Genomic DNA, 16976 nt, shown 5'->3' with positions numbered 1-16976 from the left:
GGGGGCTCAGGTGAGCTTCTCCAGGCGGTCGGCCGCCTCGGCGACGCCCCCGGCCGAGGCGAAGGAGTCCCGGACTCGTCCGGCGGCGGCCCTGTGGGCGCCGTCCGCGAGAACGGTGGCGAGCGCGGTTCTGATCTCGTCCGGGCGGACGCGGGCGAACCGGACGGCGATCCCGGCGCCCGCCGCCTCCACCCGCCGGGCGATGACGGGCTGATCGTCCCGGACGGGCGCCACCACCAGCGGAAGCCCGTGGGAGAGGGACTCGCAGACCGTGCCGTGGTCGGCGTCGCACACCACGACCGCGAGGCGTTCGAGCAGCTTGAGGCGCGGGACGTCCTCCCGCACGAGCACGTTCGGCGGCGGGTCGGGCACCGCGCCCGGCGGCGCGACGAGGATCGCCTGGACGTCCATGTCGCGAACGGCCTCGGCGGCGACCCCGCGAAACCGGTCGCCGGACGGGCCGTCCGCCGCGCCGAGCGTGATGAGCACGGCGGGGCGGCCGTCCAGCCGGTCCCACGGGAACGCCCGGGGCGCGGCACGGCCCGGCACCGGGCCGACGAAGGCGAAATGGTCGGGGAAGAACGAGACGTCCCCGACCAGGGCGCCGGAGGAGAACACCAGCACCAGATGGTCGGAGAATCGCAGGTCGAGCAGGTCGTCGATGCCGTGGGCGAGCTGGAAGTCCGCGATTTGTTCACGGACCCACTCCTCGACCTTCGGCAGGTGGCCGAGCGGGCGGGTGAACTCCACCGGCGTCGTCGCGGACGTGGCCCAGGGGATCTCCCGGTGCCGGGCGGCGACGGGCGCGGCGAGCACGAACTGGTCGGAGACCACCACGTCCGGGCGGAAGCGGTCGATCGCCTTCTCCACGCCCGGCATCATGGCGTGCCCGAGCGGCACGACCCACTCCTCCCAGTGGAAGCGCAGGGCGGCGAGGCCGCGCAGCCGCAGCCGGTCGCCGCGGAGGCCGGGCAGGCGCGCCGCGAACGCGCCGTCGACGGACCCGAACACGCGGGAACCGGGGCGCAGCAGCCGTTCGAGGGACGGGCGGTGTCCCGTCCAGGCGACCTTGTGGCCGCGGTGGACGAGTTCGGCGGCGACCGCGACCACCGGGTCGGTGGACGGGTCGCCGCCCAGACCGGTGTTCGAGTCGGAGGAGGGGGCGAGGGGGCCGGTCGGCGGTGGGACGGCGAACAGGAACCGCCGCGCCGACGTCCTCGCGCGCCGGATCCCGGGATCGTCCAGCAGGGACGGGACGTGCACACGGCGCGCGTTCATCGATCGCCTTCCGGGAGTGCGGCGGAAGAGCGGGACGCCGAGACGTGCGCCCGTTCCCGTTCGGTGATGTGGTCCACGACGTCCCCGACCGTCAGGTTCGTGATCTCGTCGAGGTCGAGGTCGGCGAGGAATCCGGGGAAGTCGACATGGTCGCCGTAGCGGGTGCGGAGCCGGTCGGCCAGGGCGACGAACTCGATGCTCTCCAGCCCGATGTCGTCGCCGAACGTGGTCGCGGGGCCGATCCGCGCGTCGGGCGGGAAGTCCTCCCCCACCACGTCGGTCAGTATCTTGACGACCTCGGAGAGAACGTCGTTCATGCGCGGGCCTCCTCCATGTCTGCGCCGCCGTCCGTGGCCGTCCAGGCCACGACGTGTCCGTCGATTTCCCGTGTCTCCACCGTGGTGACCGTGCCGTCGGCGGCGATGAGGAGCCGTTCCGCGTCGGCGACGGTCACGGTCAGTTCCGGGCGGTCGGCCCCACGGCGGGATCCGACGTTCATCGACTGGAGCACCGCCTGCTCGGCCGCGCGGACCCGCGCGTCCTTCTCGTTGCGGGCTAGACCGATGCCGGCCGGTTCGTCGCCGGTTCTGACCAGGGCGACGCCCAGTTCCGCCTCCGAGGCGATGGACACGGTCAGCGGTTCGTCGAAGGGGCCCGTCACCGTCGGCCCCCCATGGACGGTGAGTTCGGCCGGGAACAGGGGCCCGTGACCGTTGCGCCACAGGTGGTCCCGGACGGCGTCCTTGGCCGCGATGCGTCCGAGCAGCCATGGCCCCTGCGCGAACGGCGGAAGTGCCTCGTACTCGGCGCGTTCGACGGCGCACAGGTACTGCCGCATGAGAAGGTCGCGTGACGCGGTGCCGTCCCAACGTTTACGGGCCAGGCACCAGCCGCCCGGTTGTGGTTCGCCCGTTCCCGACACTTCGGCGGTGAACTTCATCCGCCAGAGGGCCTCGTCGGTGTAAAAGCGGTGGGTCGTCCATCCGTCGATCCGTGCCCAGACCGTTCCGTTCCGGTGGACGAGTTCGGCCGAGCAGCGCATGGTGGTGTCGGTCAGGGACTGGTTCCAGATGGTCGTCACGACGGGCTCGCCGAGGGACGGCTGGGGCCCGTACAAGGAGACCCGCTCGATCCCGACCGGGAACACGGTCTGGTTCGTGTCGCCGTACACCTGGATCCAGTGGCCGCAGAGTTGCCCGGCACTGTCCAGCAGCGCACCCGGCGCGGGGAGGGATGTCAGGACGGCTCGGACGCCGTCCTCCGCGAGCGCCGTGATCTCGGTGATGCCGCGGAAGAGCGGGCCGTGGAACATCCACCGTTCGTCGTACAGCCGTTCGGCGGTGACGATCGGCGGCCCTTCGACCGTCAACGGGGTGCGGTCCGGGCTGGGCGGCGCCGGGTAGCGGTCGGCGAGGAGAACCGTCCCGTCCGCGTAACCCTCGACGACGACCTTCACCTTGCGGGGACGGTCACGCTCGTCGATGAGATGCGCGCGGACGGCGGCGGTGGTCGGAGGGGCGGCCACGATCCAACGGGCGGCATGGACGTTCTCGAACCCGATGACCACCGTCCCGGGCAGGAGGGCCCGTGCGGTGTCCGCCAGGACCTCCAGCAGCGTGGCCAGCGGAACGATCGGGAACCTGTCCGACATGTCAGGCCAGCCGGGGGCCTGCGGGACGACACAGTGGTCGCTCAGGTACGGCATCGTCTCCAGCGAGAACACCCGCGACGTGGTCGGCGCCGCCGCCCCGGACGGCTCGTCCACGCCGGGCGCGCCCAGGTTCCCAGGGCACACGTCCTCGGCACGCGCGTTCTCGGCGGGCGGAACCGGGGCGGGCGCGTCGTCGGACCGCCCGGACGGTCCCGCGCGGTCACCGAGCGCGTCCAGGACGGACTGCGCCCCGCTCGCCGCGTCGTCGAGCAGCGCCTCCAACTCGGCCAGGACGGGATCGTCCACCGGAAGCGACGGCACCCCGGACGCCAGGCGCAGGGGCGCCACGGCGCCGTCCAGCCTCACCAGCGGCGTCCCGAGGTCGAGCCGCATGCCCGTGGCGGGAGGCGGCGACGGCGCCGCGCCGTACCCCTCCGCCCACAGCGCCGCGACGACGCGGCGCAACTGGGCCATGCCGTCCCGGTTCGGCGCGTTGACGGCCACGGCGAGATGCTCGCGGTCACCGAGGACGTCGTCCGCGAAACCCGTGAGACTCCCCGGCCCGACCTGCACGAACGCCCGCACATGGGCCGCGTTGTACAGCTCGTCGATCAGCTCCCTGAACCGGACCGGTTCGAGGAGGTGACGGACGACGAGTTCACGGACGTCGGCGGCGGCCCGTGGGAACGGCGCGACCGTCGTCGCCGACCACAGCGGCACACGCGACCCACGGACGGGCAGCGCCTCCAACGAACACCGCACCCGTTTCTCGTGCGCGTGGGCCAGCGGCGTGTGGAGACCGGACGTGAACGGCAGTTCCCGCCCGAGCACGCCTTCCGCCGCGAGCCGTCCAAGGATCTCGCGGACCTCCTCCACCGGACCGCAGATCACCGACTGGTGCGGGCCGTTGTCGTGGCTGACGAAGACGCCGGAGCGTCCCGTGACGGCGTCGCGCGCCTTGGCGGCGCCGCAGCCCAGCGCCGCGTACACGACGCCGGGGTCGTCCGGGACCTCCTCGTCGAGGGCCCGGAGGAGCCCCTCGACCGCGTCGGCGTCGCACACGCCGGTGGCGACCATCGCCGTCCACTCGCCGAGGCCGTGCCCCGCGACGACGTCCGGTTCCACGCCGAGGTCGACGAGGGCCGTGGCCAGCAGGCCGCCCACGGCGATCGCGTCGGCGGCGTGGCCGAGCAGGTCCGTGCGGCCGGTGAGCGCGGGCCGCGGCAGCCCGAGACGCTCCGCGACGTCGTCCACGCGGGGGTCGAAGGCGGGCTCGAACCCGGGAAACACGAACGCCAGGCGCCCGCCCTCCGCGAGGAGCGGCCGGGGGGAGAACCACACGTCGCTGCGGCCCCGCCACGCGGTGCCGCGCTGGACGACCGCCCGCGCGAGGTCGAGCCTGCGCGGCGTGGGGGCGACCATCGCGAGGCGGCACGGCAGGTCGGGGACGTCGTCCGCCGCGCGTGCCAGGAGGTCCTCGTCGCGTGCGGTCAGGGCCTCGGCCAGTTCTGCGGTCGTCCGGGCGGCCAGCCGCAGTACGGCCTCGTCAGACCGTTGCTCGTCGGGACCTGGCTCGTCCGAACGTGGTGTGTCGAGTTTCCACCGTTTCGTCCACCGTCGCGTCCGCCGGGCGACCCGGCCCGAGGGGGGCTCCTCAAGGATCACGTGCGCGTTGGCGCCGCCGAACCCGAAGGCGTTGACCACGGCGCGTCGCGGACCGCCGTGCCGCTCCCACTCGGCCGCCTCCCGGACGGGCCGCAGCCTGCCGTTCTCCAGCGCCGGGTGCGGGTCGTCCACGTGCAGCGTCGGCGGCAGGACACCGTCGCGGACCGCGCACGCGGCCTTGATCAGCCCGGCGATCCCGGCGGCCGTCATCGCGTGCCCGATCATCGACTTGACGGCGCCGAGCCCGATCGGCGGGCCGTCGGCCCCGAAGACGCGGTGCAGGGTCGCCAGCTCGGCCGCGTCGCCCGCCGGTGTCCCGGTGCCGTGCGCCTCGACCAGACCGAGCGCGCCGGGCTCGGCCGGGTCGAGTCCCGCGTCGCGCCAGGCGCGCTCGACGGCGAGGACCTGCCCTTCCACGCTCGGGCTCATGGGCCCGGCGGCGCGGCCGTCGCTGGACGAACCGGCGCCGAGGACGACCGCGTACACGCGGTCGCCCGCCCGTTCGGCGTCGGACAGCCGCTTGAGCAGGACGATCCCGGTTCCCTCCGCGAGGAGCGTCCCGTCCGCCGCCCGGTCGAACGGACGGATCGTCTCGCTCGGGCTCAGCGCCCGCAGCTGGCTGAAGACACTCCACACGGTGGCGTGATGGGCGTGGTGGACGGCCCCGGCGAGCATCGCGTCGGCCTGCCCGCTCCGCAGTGCCCGCACGGCGTGCTCGACCGCCAGCAGCGCCGACGCGCACGCGCCGTCCAGCGTGTACGCGGGGCCGCGCAGGTCGAACCGGTCGGCGATGCGGGACGCGGCGAGGCTCGGCACCAGGCTGATCGAGGCGTCGGCGGGGTCCGGGCCGATCCGCTCGCAGAACGCCCGGCGGATCTCGTCCAGTCGCCGCTCCCCGAGCTCCGGCACCAGTTCGGCGAGGAGCCCGGTGAGCTGGTGGGACGTCCGGACCCGCTGGTCGAACCGCGCCACGCCCGAGGTGAGGTAGCCGCCGCGTCCGATGACCACGCCGATCCTCGACCGGTCGGGCAGCCGCTCGTCGCCGCCCGCGTCCGCGATCGCGTCCCCGGCCGCCCGCAGCGCCAGCAGCTGGTCGGGTTCCATGCCCGGCACCGCCGCCGGCGCGATCCCGAACCGCGCCGGGTCGAACGTGGCCAGGTCGTCGACGAACCCGCCCCTCCGGCAGTAGAACCGGTCGCTTTCCGGTGGCCGCCCGTACGCGTCGGCGTCGTAGTACAGCGCGGGATCCCACCGCCCGGCGGGCACGTCGGTGATCGCGTCGAACCCGGACAAGACGTTGCGCCACAGTTCGGCGGCCGAGCCGGCGCCGGGGAACACCGCCCCCGCGCCGACGATCGCGATCGGCTCCCCCGCCTCGCTCATCGCCCGGTCCCGGTGAACACGACGTGTGTCTCGTCGCCGTGCGCGATCTCCCGCAGCAGGGCCGTTACGGCCACGTCCGGCGCGTCCCGATCGACCGGCTCGATCCCCTCGGCACTGGGGGGCGCGTCCCAGTCGGCGACGAGGACCCTCCCCCGCAGCCGCGTCCGCCACAGGTTCGCCAGCGTGCCGCAGGCGTCGCTCGCCGCGGCGTGATCGCTGTGACCGGGATCGCCGCGCACACCGGCGGCGCGACCGAGGACGACGAAGAACCCCAGGTCGGGTCGTACCGACTGGACGAGCGCGCACGCGCCGTCCACCTTCGTCCGGTACACCTGTTCGAACACCTCGGGCGTCTTGTCGGCGATGGGGCGGTCGTCGACGATTCCGGCGCCGTGCACCACGCCGTCGAGCCGCCCGTGCCGCGCGTAGACGCCGTCGACGACGTTCCGCACCGCCCGCCGGTCACGCACGTCCACCGTGTGGTACCTGACGGACGCCGCGTGTTCCCGCAACACCGCCAGGTCACCGGATGGCTCCGGCGCGTGCCCCACGATCTCCATATGGCAGCCGCTCGTCCGGGCCAGCTCCAGGGCGATCCGCGCGGACAGGCCGCCCACGCCTCCGGTGAGCAGCACGACACCGTCCGGGCCCACGGGCGCCTCGGGTTCGCCGTCCAGTTCCACCGGGACGACGCTCAGCCCGCGCCGCAGCCCGCCCTCGTGCCCGACCACGACCGGCGCGTCGGCGTCCAGCAGCTCCGCCAGGATCCGCTGCGCGATCACACGCGGGGTGGCCTCGACGTCGACGTCCACGGCCCGCACCAGAACGTCGGGGTACTCCAGGGCGATCGTCCGCGCCAGGCCCGGCAGTCCCGCGCCCGGAGCCGGGTCTCCGGTGCCGCCGCCGTCGAGCCGCCGTCCGAACGTCCCGCCCGCGCAGCCGGCGACGGCGAGCCAGCGCAGCCCACCGGACAGCGCCTGCCGGATGCCCGCGTACGCGCCGGGCAGCGCCGGTGCCGACGCGGGACGCAGCGCCGCCAGCTGGACCAGCCCGTCCCCGTCTCCGTCGACGTCGACGTCGACGTCGCGTGAGGTCCGTGTCCGTGCTCCGAGCCGTTCGAGCATCGTGGCGAGTTCGGGTGCGACGCCGCATTCGTCGTCCACGATCTGGAAGTGGCGTCCGGCGAACATCGTCCCCGACTCCGGGGGCGTCGGCAGCGCGTCCAGTTCCACGACCCGCAGAACCTGCCGGACGACACCGGTACGCGGCCGCACCCGCACGTCCACGGGCTTGGGGGCGGAGGCCGGCGGCGGCTTCTCCCGGGTTCGGGGCGGCATCTCGCGCGGAGACACCGCCGTCGGCTCGCTCCGGCCGGTCCGACGGGCCCGCACGGGCGTCGCGGCCGTCTCGGGGAGGGCGGGACGCGGCGCCGGAACGGAGGCTTCCGCCGGATCGGGTCGCGGCTTCCGGGCGGGCGGTGGCGCGGCGCCGAGATGCCGGAGCACCACCTCGCGCTGGGCCGCGATCATCTCGCGGCCGGTGCGCAGGTATTCGAGGACGGCGGCCTCCGACGGGTGCGGGGCGAGGAGGGGAACGCGTTCGGCCGGGCGGAGCGCGCCCGCCGGGTATCCGCCGTCGGCGGTCCGGACGAGGCGACCGTTGACCACCCACCCGGGCACCGGGGCGGGGCCGGTGAGCGGGCGGGCGTCGCGACCGGCGAACAGGGGCAGCGGGTCGACGGGGACACCGGCGGCGGCGAGTTCGGCGAGCGTGTGCAGGAGGCGAACGATGCCGTTCTCGCCGGGAACGTCGCAGGCCACGGCGGTGTGCGGGCGGTCGCCGAGGATCTGGCCGACGAAGCCGGTGAGGGCGCGTCCGGGGCCCGTCTCGACGAAGACGCGGGCGCCCGCCTCGTACATCGCCTCGATCTGCTCGGCGAACCGGATCGGCGCGGCGATCTGACCGGCGAGGGTGGCGGCGAGTTCGGCGGGGTCGGTCGGGTAGGGCGCGGCGGTCGTGTTCGCCCAGACGGGGAAGGCGGGCGAGCGGAGGTCGCGGCGCAGAAGATCGGCGCGCAGTTCGGCGGACGCGGTGGCGACGAGCGGGCTGTGGAACGCGCACGCCACCGGGAGCCGTTCTACGGCGACGCCCGCGGCGGACAGCGCGCGCAGGGCGCGGTCGAGGCCCGCGCACGTCCCGGAGATCACGACCCGGCGCGGCGCGTCGTGTCCGGCGACGACGACCTCGGTGAGGCCGCGCAGCGCCGCGCGGACGTCGGGGAGGGACGCGGCGACGGCGGCCATCGCGCCCGGCTCGTCCCCCTCGGCGGACCGTGCGGCGGACAGACCGGCGGACAGACCGGCGGACAGGCCGGCGGACAGGGCGGCCTCGGCGCGGACGGCGCCGAACTCGACCATGCCGGTGTCGTCGAAGACTCCGGCGGCGCACAGCGCGGCGAGCTCCCCGTACCCGTGGCCCGCGGCGAGGTCCGGGTGGACGCCGACGGCGGTCAGGAGGCGGTGGGCGGCCAGCCCGGCGATGCCGAGGGCCGGCTCCGCGACCCGGCCGTCGTTGATCTCCGCCTGGTGGCGCCGGGTCGCGGCGCGGGTGAACGCGGCGGGCGGGAACATCGCCGGGGCGTACCGTCCGCCCGCAAGGCAGAGCAGGCGCTGGAGCCGTGGGAACGCGATGAACAGGTCGGCGAGCATGTTCGGACGCTGCGAGCCCTGCCCCGGGAACAGGAACGCGACCCGGCCCGGTTCGCCGGACGGGACGAACACGCCCGGTGCCGGGCGGAACTCCCCGGCGAGATCGAGTTTCCGTCGAAGGTCGTCCAGGCCGGTGGCGACGAAGGCGACCTGGAGGGGGCCGTCGACGGCGGCGGCCGTTCGCGCGAGGTCGCGGAGCCGGGGTTCGCCCGGCAGGAGGGCCGAGAGGCGGTCGAGTTCGGCGCGGGCCGCGGACCGGTCCGCGGCCCGGATCAGGAACAGTTCGGCGGGCCATTCGGCGAGCCCGGACACCGGTTCGGGCGCGCCGTCGTATCCGGACAGGACGGCGTGGACGTGCACGCCGCCGACGCCGAACCCGCTCACCCCCGCGAACCGTTCGCCGGGCGGCGTCGCCCACGGGCGGGCGGCGCCGCCGAACGAGAACGGGCCGCCGGGTTCCCACGCGACGTTGGGACGGACGAGATGCGGCGCCCCCGGCAGCACGCCCGTGTGCAGCGCGTACGCGGTCTTGACGAGTCCGGCGAGCCCGGCGGCGCATCCGGTGTGCCCGATCTGCGCCTTGACCGATCCGAGCGTGATGCCGCCCGGGGCGGCGTCCGCGAAGGTGGAGCGCAGGGCCGACAGTTCCGTCCGGTCGCCGACCGCCGTGCACGCCGCGTGCGCCTCGACGAGCCCGACCGAGGCGGGTGCGACGCCCGCGCGTTCGTAGGCGCGGTCCAGCGCGCGGCGTTGTCCCTCGGCGCTGGGCGCGGCGAGGTCGCCGGAGCGCCCGTCACCGGCGGCGGCGACCGCCTTGACGACCGCGTAGATCCGGTCGCCGTCGCGTTCGGCGTCCGCGAGGCGCTTGAGGACGACGCAGGCGACGCCCTCACCGAGCGCGACCCCGTCGGCGGACGCGTCGAACGCGGCGCAGCGGCCGGACGGCGACAGCGCGCCCGCCGCCGCGTAAAGGTGGTCCCGGACGCCGCCGCGCAGGTCGGCGCCCCCGCACAGCGCCATGTCACTGGCGCCCACGAGCAGGTCCTTGCAGGCGGTGTCGAGGGCGACGAGCGACGCCGCGCCGGCCGCGTCGACGGTGTGGGCGGTGCCGCCGAGGCCGAGCCGGTCGGCGATCCGTCCGGCGATGACCCCGGTGAGCACCCCCGGAAGCGAGCCCTCCACCGGACGTGGGAGCTGCTCGTCCAACCCGGCCGGGATTTCGCCGAAGTAGTCGGGAAGCGCGGCGCGCATGGCGTGGGCGGCGCCGAGGTCACCGCCGCCTCCCGCGCCGAAGATCACGGAGGTGCGGGCCCGGTCGAACGGGCGGTCGGCGTATCCGGCGTCGCGCAGCGCGCGGGCGGCGACCTCCAACGCCAGGAGCTGGACCGGGTCGATGCCGCCGACCGCGCCCGGCGGGATCCCGTACGCGAGCGCGTCGAACGCGATGTCGGGCAGCGGCCCACCCCACCTGGACGGCGCCTCGCCACCGGTGAGCCGGCCACGGGGGACCTCGGCGTCGTGGCGCGCGACCTCGATGATCGAGTCGGCGCCGCCCACGATGTTCGCCCAGTAGCCGTCGGCGTCGCGGGCGCCGGGGAACACGCGCCCGATCCCGATGATCGCGATGTCGGCGGGACGCGCCGCGCCGACCGGGTCGGGACGCGGCCCCGTGAGGCCGAGTTCGGCGGCGCGGGCGGCCAGGAACGCGGTCGCGCCCGCCGTGACCTGCTCGTGCAGCGCGGCAACGGTGGTCGTGGCCGAGCGCAGCGCCGCGGCCTGACCCATCACGTACAGGCCCTCGGAGCGCTGCACGGCGGGCGCCACGGGCGTCGAGCGGCGCAGCCCCTTCGCGGCGAGGCGCAGGCGGGCGAGGTTCAGTTTCTCCAGCCGGCGCCCCACCTCCGGGCGCGGCGTCCCGGCCTGTTCCAGTTCGCGGCGGGTGTCGGCGAACGTGTCGACATAGGGGGTTATGGCGCAGCGGATCTCGTGTCCGGGGGACGTCTCCAGCAGGGCCGTCCCGGCGCAGTCGAGCGCCGTGTCCTGGAAGCCCGGCAGGATCGCGCCCGCCGCCACGGCCTCCGAGGTGAACAGGTACGCGGTGCCCATCAGGACGCGGACGTCGGCGCCCCGCTCGGCCAGCGGCCCGGCCTGCGCCGCCACCATCGCCGCGGACCGCTCGTCGTGGATCCCGCCCGCGAACATCACCGACAGCCCGGCGACCGTGTCGTCACCGCACGCCATCAGCCGTTCGACCTGGGCGTCCCACAGCGGAAAGCTCGCCAGCGGCCCGACCGGGCCACCGGATTCCCGGCCCGCGAACACGAACCTGCGCGCGCCGCCGTCGAGGAATCGTTCCAGCAGGTCCGGTGTGGGGGCGTACAGGTACGCGCTGGTCCCGGCGGCCTCCAGCGGCTCGGCCTCCGCCGGACTCCCGCCGGCGATCAACGCGTACGGCGGCCCGGCCTCGTGGACGGCGGCGAGCTGCTCGGCCCGGACGTCCGGCGGGGCGAACCCGTCGATCCCGACGCCCCAGGGCCGTCCCCCGAGCCGGTCGGCGGTCTCCCGCAGCAGGGCCCGGACGGTGTCGCCGTCCATCAGGGCGAGCGCGAGGAACGGCAGGCCGCCGTCCTGCGCGACCGCGCCCGCGAACGTCGAACCATCGCTGACCCGCGCCATCGGCCCCTGAACGACCACCGGCGAGGTGCGCGCCGCCAGCGGCTCGACGCGGACGGCGGCCCGCAGATGCGCCGCGATCCCGTCCCGGACGGCCTGGACCACGCCCCCGGCGGTCTTGTGGCGCCCGGCGAGCGCCGCCGCCAGCGGATCCTCCGGCCCCGGCGCCGTGTCGGCCTCCCGGACGAGCGCGAGCTGCGCGTCCAGGACGACCCCGGCCGCGCCACCGACCACCGCCGCCGCGGCCGAGTGCGTCCCGATCCCACCCGAGGCGTACACCGGTACGTCCACCGACGGGTCGGCCACCAGCCTCTGCAACAGGACGAAAGCGGTCAGCTCACCGGCGCGTCCGCCCGCCTCGGAGCCCCGCGCGATGAGCCCCACGTCATCGGTGAGACCGCGGGCGACGGGAAGGACGGCCGCGGCCTCGTCGGGGCCGACGACCTCCACCAGAAGACGGCGACCGCGAGCGAACCCGGCGATGTCGAGCGAATCGTCGGACCTGAGCGCGGGCGCGTCCACCAGGACGGTGTCCACGGCGTCCGGGAGTTCCGCCGGCCGGATACGGCACCCCGCGGGGACGCGGACGCCGAACGGACCCGTCCACCAGCGGCGCACGTCCGCGAGCGCGGCGAGGCCCGGCGCGCGGTCGGCGCCGAGATCGAGGACGCCGACGCCCCCGGCCCGCGCGACCGCCACGACGAGATGGGGTGCCGGACGGCCGAACGGGGTCACCCCGATGATCTCCGTCCGGGGGCCGTCGTCCGGCCCTCGCCCGTACTCGCCCGCGTCCGCCGCCATGCACTGCCCCCCGACGTCCCGTGCGGCTCGCAACAACGGTGCGCCACACTACGGTCGGCGACACCGCGATCACCGGGACGACACACCCGCGGGCACGCCGATGCCGCCGCCGCAGGGAACATTGGAGGTCCCTTGACCCCCGGGACGCCGGCGGGCCGCGGGCGCCGTGCTCAGAACCGTCCGCGCCCACCCTCGGGTGGGAAGGGCCGCGAACCCACCACCACCAACGAGAGCAGCGCCACCACGGCCGTCCCGCCGACCAGGTTGAGGCCGGACGTCGCCAGCGCCGCGTCGAACGGGCCCTCCAGAACCAGCGGCAGGATCGTCAGCAGCACGACCGCGATCGCGCCGATCCACGCGAACGCCCGGACGGGCCGCGCCGACGACGCCACGAGAAGGTGCATCAACGCGGTCGCCTGGATCGTTCCCGCCATCGCGCACAGGGCGTAGCTCGTCGCGGCCGGGACCGCGCCGGTGCGTCCACCCGCGAACACCGGGACGTCGACCCCGGCCATCGTGCGCAGCGCCGCCACCGACGCGAACGCCAGGACACCGCCGCACAGCGCCGCGGAGATCCCCGTCCACCACAGCGGCCGCAGCCGCGGATCGGACCCGGCGGAGATCTCCTCGTGCAGCGCGACGAAGTCCTCGTACCGTCTAGCCGGAGCCTCCAGGGGGCGCCGACGCGCCGTGGACGGGCACCGGAACGACCGTTCCCAGGGCCGTGGCGCCGGGCGGCCGGCGCGCCTGCCGTGCAGACCGCCGGAGTACCGCCCGAATGACGAATCGGGCATGTCCCCTCCCCCGTGCGAACGAGGAGGGGATACCCGGCGCCGAGCGAAGGAACTCCCCTAAGCGCACCATTTTGCAGATGTTTGGCCGCCTTTCTCCGGCGGAGCCTCAGATCTGCCCGGCCTTCTCCAACGCGGCGCAGCAGGTACCGGTGATCAAACGAGTCACCACATACGGGTCGACGTTGGCGTTCGGACGGCGGTCCTCGATGTAGCCCTTCTTGTCGACCTCGACCTGCCACGGGATCCGCACCGAGGCGCCACGGTCCGACACGCCGTAGCTGAACTCGCTCCACGGAGCCGTCTCGTGCATCCCGGTCAGCCGCCGCTCGATGTCGGCCCCGTACCCCGCGACATGCTCCTGCGCCTTCTCGGCGAGCGCCTCGCACGCCGTGATGATCGCGTCGTACCCCTCGCGCATGGCCTTGGTCGAGAAGTTCGTGTGGGCGCCCGCGCCGTTCCAGTCGCCCTCGACCGGCTTCGGGTCGAGCGTGGCGGACACGTCGTGGTCCTCGGCGATGCGGTAGAGCAGCCACCGGGCGACCCACATGTGGTCGGCGACCTCGACCGGGCCCGCCGGGCCGATCTGGAACTCCCACTGCCCCGGCATGACCTCGGCGTTGATACCGGAGATCTTCAACCCGGCCGCCAGGCAGGCGTCCATGTGCCGTTCGACGATCTCACGCCCGAACACCTCGTCGGCGCCCACACCGCAGTAGTAGAACCCCTGCGGGGCGGGGTAGCCCCGCTCGGGGAAGCCCAGCGGACGCCCGTCCTTGAAGAACGTGTACTCCTGCTCGATCCCGTACCAGGAGTCCTGCGCCTCGTACCGTTCGGCGATCGGACGGAGCTTGGCCCGCGAGTTGGTCTCGTGGGGCGTGCCGTCCACCAGGTAGACCTCGCAGAGCACCAGCTTGGAATCGCCGCCCCGGATCGGGTCAGGGCAGGTGAACACCGGCTTGAGCACACAGTCGGAGTGGTCACCGGGCGCCTGGTTGGTGCTGGACCCGTCGAACCCCCAGTCCGGCAGATCGGCGCCATCGGCCAGGATCCTCGTCTTCGACCGCAGCCGCGCGGTCGGCTCGGTGCCGTCGATCCAGATGTACTCGGCCTTGTAGCTCAACGTGGGTCCCTTCAGACGCTGCTCGGGCAGGACACACCCTGCCAACCGGGCATTTCGGACCTGTTGCCCGTATGTGAACGCCATGTAAACCCGCGAGCCGCCGCCGGGACGCCACCCACCATCCGCACTTTATCTTTTTACCTTTCTGATCCCTTATACATGATCTTCCCGGTTCAAAATGAGCGAGGAATTCCCCGCCGCACCGTGCGGCGAAAAACACAGAACGGGGGAAAAGGATGAGGCGTACTATTGCGGCTCCACTCGGCACGGTCGTCGCGCTGGCCGGGCTCGCCGCCATCGCACCTTCCAGCCAGGCGCATCCCGGCGCACAGACCCATATCGTCTGGCCGGGCCACTCGCTCCAGTCGGCCGTCGACCGCGCCAGACCGGGCGACACGCTCCGGCTCAAGGCCGGTCACTACGACGGCGGCATCCTCGTCCGCAAGCCCCTCACCATCCGCGGCGAGGGCAACGACACCATCATCCGTCCCGGCCGCACCGACCACTGCGCCAAGGCCAAGGTCCCCGGCATGGGAATCTGCGTCGTCGGACGACCGAAGCACCCGGTCACGGGGGTGGTGATCAAGCAGGTGACCGTCCAGGGCTTCCGCGACACCGGCGTCTACGGCAACTACACCGACCGCATGAAGGTCCTGGCCGTCCTGGCCAAGAAGAACGGCGAATACGGCATCGCCCAGTTCAACTCCACCCGCGGCGAGTTCGTCTGGAACTGGACGATCGAGAACAAGAACGACGCCGGCCTCTACGTCGGCGACACCGCCAACGCCCAGGGCACGGAGGTCGCCTGGAACCACTCGTCCGGCAACGCGCTCGGCCTCCTGATCCGGCACGCACGCCACATCAAGGTCCACGACAACACGTTCACCGACAACTGCACCGGAATCGCCCTGGTCGACGACGGCCAGCGAACCGGGCAGGGCAACACCACGATCTGGAAGAACAACGTCTCGAAGAACAACAAGTTCTGCGCGCCGCACGGCCCGGCTCCCGCGCTCAACGGCACCGGGATCCTGTTCTTCGGCGGTGACCACAACGAGGTCGCGAAGAACACCGTCCACAAGAACCGGGGCAAGCTCGCCTACTCCGGCGGAATCGTCCTCTTCCGCGGCGTCCCACCACGCAGCCGTCCGGCCACGCACAACCTGATCAAGGCGAACGACCTCCGCGAGAACGCGCCGTACGACCTGGTCAACAGAAGCGGCAGCAAGACCAACCGCTTCCTGGGCAACACCTGCCGAACCTCCAGCCCGCCCAACCTCTGCTGACCGCCCGGAGGGGCCATGGACGACCATGGCCCCTCCGATGAGTTTCACGACCGGCCATGGTCTACACATCAAAACCACAAGGAGGAGCCATGGCCGAAGCACTCCCACCCATCGTCGACACCGAGACCTGGCAACGCCACCTCGACGACCTACGCGCCCGCGAGAAGGCCGCGACCCGCGAACTCGACGCGATCGCCGCCCAACGCCGCCGACTCCCCATGGTCGAGATGCCCGACTACACCCTGGAGGGCGAGCAGGGCCCCGTGAGCCTCGCCGACATCTTCGAGGACAAGACCCAACTGATCGTCTACAACCACATGTGGTTCCCCGGCAAAACCTGGCAGTGCCCCGGCTGCACCGGCCTCACATCCCAGTTCACCCGCCTCGAATTCCTGGACGCCTACGACGCCAGGTTCGTCATAGTCACCCAGGGCCCCATCGACGAGGCCCTCGCCTACAAACACCGCGTCGGCAACAAGATGACCTGGTACTCCACCGCCAACAGCCCCTTCGGCACCGACGTCGGCGCACCCCCGGGAGGCGGCTTCGCGGTCAACGTCTTCCTCCGCGACGGCACCACCGTCTACCGCACCTGGCACACCAACGGCCGCGGCACCGAACAACTCACCCACACCTTCGCCCTGATAGACATCCTCCCCTACGGCCGCCAGGAGGAATGGCAGGACTCCCCCGAAGGCTGGCCTCAGTCCCCCACCTACTCCCGCTGGCCGACCTCCAAACAAATAGCCGCCCACTACGCCTGAACACCCGGAGGCCCTCACGTATAGACGCCCCTCCAGTACTCCTCATGGCTCTTGGCGAAGTCCCCGGGCCGCGACCGACGCAGCTCGTCATAACGCGCATAGAGAAAGCACGTGGCGTCCGCCAGCCCACACTCATAGGTGCCCATAATCCACCTGACCGCCGTCAGGACCTGCCCTTGCAAAATAAGACGATCAAGCGACTCCGACGCAACGCTCACAACCGCATCCTGCCACCCAGCAAACCATCACCCAACGCAATTTCTCCGCCAGCAGCCACGCGAGCGCCTCGACACACCGGGGGCGGCCGGCTCACTCGTCGTACTACTCGCCCTCATCCCCTTGAACGCGGGCACCCACCTTCTTAGCGATCTCACACATCTTGGCGATCAGAACCTCATTCGGGTTCTTCACCCGATGCAGCCGTCCCACCAGTCCAGCCACGCCCCCAGCGTCTCAAGCGCGGGGTGGACGACCATGCGCGCCAACCACTCATTGGCGTAGTTGAGTACAGCCCCGCCATCCACCTCCGCGTGAGCCGCTACCATCTCCAACTCAGGATCAGCAGCCACCATAGTCGCTTACTCCCCGAACTGATCTCAGGCCCCCCTCATCAAACCAGTCGGCTTTACGCGCGACGTGCACCTCATACCCCATGCCAACACCCTAGGCAAAGCCACGTCCCCGGGCAGGCTTTACGGACGTCCGCTGAGCGCGTCTCGCGGACGTGAGACGGTTGCGGCGTTGAGAGCAGTCCGCCGTAGTGCCATCCCCTCGCAGCTCAGTTACGTGCGGGCTTCGCTGGCGTCGGTGGTCGTCAGGCTCTCGTTCGCTACCTTGTGCCACACGACTTGAG

8 protein-coding genes are annotated in these 16976 nt (G+C 73.0%); 2 read left to right on the top strand and 6 right to left on the bottom strand.

The window, feature by feature from the left end; genetic code table 11:
- Positions 1 to 6: 6 nt before the first annotated feature.
- The 6 genes from D0T12_RS30830 to glnII form a co-directional block, all read right to left on the bottom strand.
- Positions 7 to 1278, bottom strand: coding sequence for a glycosyltransferase (locus D0T12_RS30830; RefSeq protein ID WP_117404089.1), 1272 nt, complete (start codon positions 1276 to 1278; stop codon positions 7 to 9).
- Entirely contained in the window at positions 1275 to 1595 is a 321-nt protein-coding gene (locus D0T12_RS30825; protein ID WP_199487800.1) for an acyl carrier protein, read from the bottom strand. Before D0T12_RS30825 ends, D0T12_RS30830 begins: the two co-directional genes overlap by 4 nt.
- The gene (locus D0T12_RS30820) at positions 1592 to 5977 is read right to left on the bottom strand and encodes a beta-ketoacyl synthase N-terminal-like domain-containing protein (RefSeq protein WP_117404088.1); all 4386 of its coding nucleotides are present in this window, start codon (positions 5975 to 5977) and stop codon (positions 1592 to 1594) included. Before D0T12_RS30820 ends, D0T12_RS30825 begins: the two co-directional genes overlap by 4 nt.
- A complete protein-coding gene (locus D0T12_RS30815) occupies positions 5974 to 12159 on the bottom strand; it encodes a type I polyketide synthase (RefSeq protein ID WP_117404087.1) in 6186 nt (2061 codons plus the stop codon). Before D0T12_RS30815 ends, D0T12_RS30820 begins: the two co-directional genes overlap by 4 nt.
- A 170-nt stretch (positions 12160 to 12329) precedes the next feature.
- Complete coding sequence (locus D0T12_RS30810) at positions 12330 to 12953, bottom strand: hypothetical protein (RefSeq protein WP_117404085.1); 624 nt, start codon at positions 12951 to 12953, stop codon at positions 12330 to 12332.
- A 106-nt stretch (positions 12954 to 13059) separates the two neighbouring features.
- Positions 13060 to 14073, bottom strand: coding sequence for a glutamine synthetase (gene glnII / locus D0T12_RS30805; RefSeq protein ID WP_117404083.1), 1014 nt, complete (start codon positions 14071 to 14073; stop codon positions 13060 to 13062).
- A 236-nt stretch (positions 14074 to 14309) separates the two neighbouring features.
- Between glnII and D0T12_RS30800 the strand changes: the two genes are divergently transcribed.
- On the top strand, positions 14310 to 15359 hold the full coding sequence (locus D0T12_RS30800) for a right-handed parallel beta-helix repeat-containing protein (RefSeq protein ID WP_117404082.1): 1050 nt from the start codon (positions 14310 to 14312) through the stop codon (positions 15357 to 15359).
- Positions 15360 to 15448: 89 nt separating this feature from the next.
- Positions 15449 to 16123 (top strand): DUF899 domain-containing protein, encoded by a 675-nt coding sequence (locus D0T12_RS30795; RefSeq protein ID WP_117404081.1) that lies wholly within the window; start codon positions 15449 to 15451, stop codon positions 16121 to 16123.
- The last annotated feature ends 853 nt before the right edge of the window (positions 16124 to 16976 follow it).

It is taken from the genome of Actinomadura spongiicola (assembly GCF_003432485.1).
Classification (GTDB): Bacteria; Actinomycetota; Actinomycetes; order Streptosporangiales; family Streptosporangiaceae; genus Spirillospora; species Spirillospora spongiicola.
The sequence above is the reverse complement of the archived record's forward strand: the minus strand, read 5'-3'. Positions and strand labels throughout refer to the sequence as shown.

What these genes read in the sequence shown, in the direction of transcription:
- D0T12_RS30800 (WP_117404082.1), top strand. Translation starts at nt 14,310, where the DNA reads ATGAGGCGTACTATTGCGGCTCCACTCGGCACGGTCGTCGCGCTGGCC.
- D0T12_RS30825 (WP_199487800.1), bottom strand. Translation starts at nt 1,595, where the DNA reads ATGAACGACGTTCTCTCCGAGGTCGTCAAGATACTGACCGACGTGGTG.
- D0T12_RS30815 (WP_117404087.1), bottom strand. Translation starts at nt 12,159, where the DNA reads ATGGCGGCGGACGCGGGCGAGTACGGGCGAGGGCCGGACGACGGCCCC.
- D0T12_RS30795 (WP_117404081.1), top strand. Translation starts at nt 15,449, where the DNA reads ATGGCCGAAGCACTCCCACCCATCGTCGACACCGAGACCTGGCAACGC.
- D0T12_RS30810 (WP_117404085.1), bottom strand. Translation starts at nt 12,953, where the DNA reads ATGCCCGATTCGTCATTCGGGCGGTACTCCGGCGGTCTGCACGGCAGG.
- D0T12_RS30820 (WP_117404088.1), bottom strand. Translation starts at nt 5,977, where the DNA reads ATGAGCGAGGCGGGGGAGCCGATCGCGATCGTCGGCGCGGGGGCGGTG.
- D0T12_RS30830 (WP_117404089.1), bottom strand. Translation starts at nt 1,278, where the DNA reads ATGAACGCGCGCCGTGTGCACGTCCCGTCCCTGCTGGACGATCCCGGG.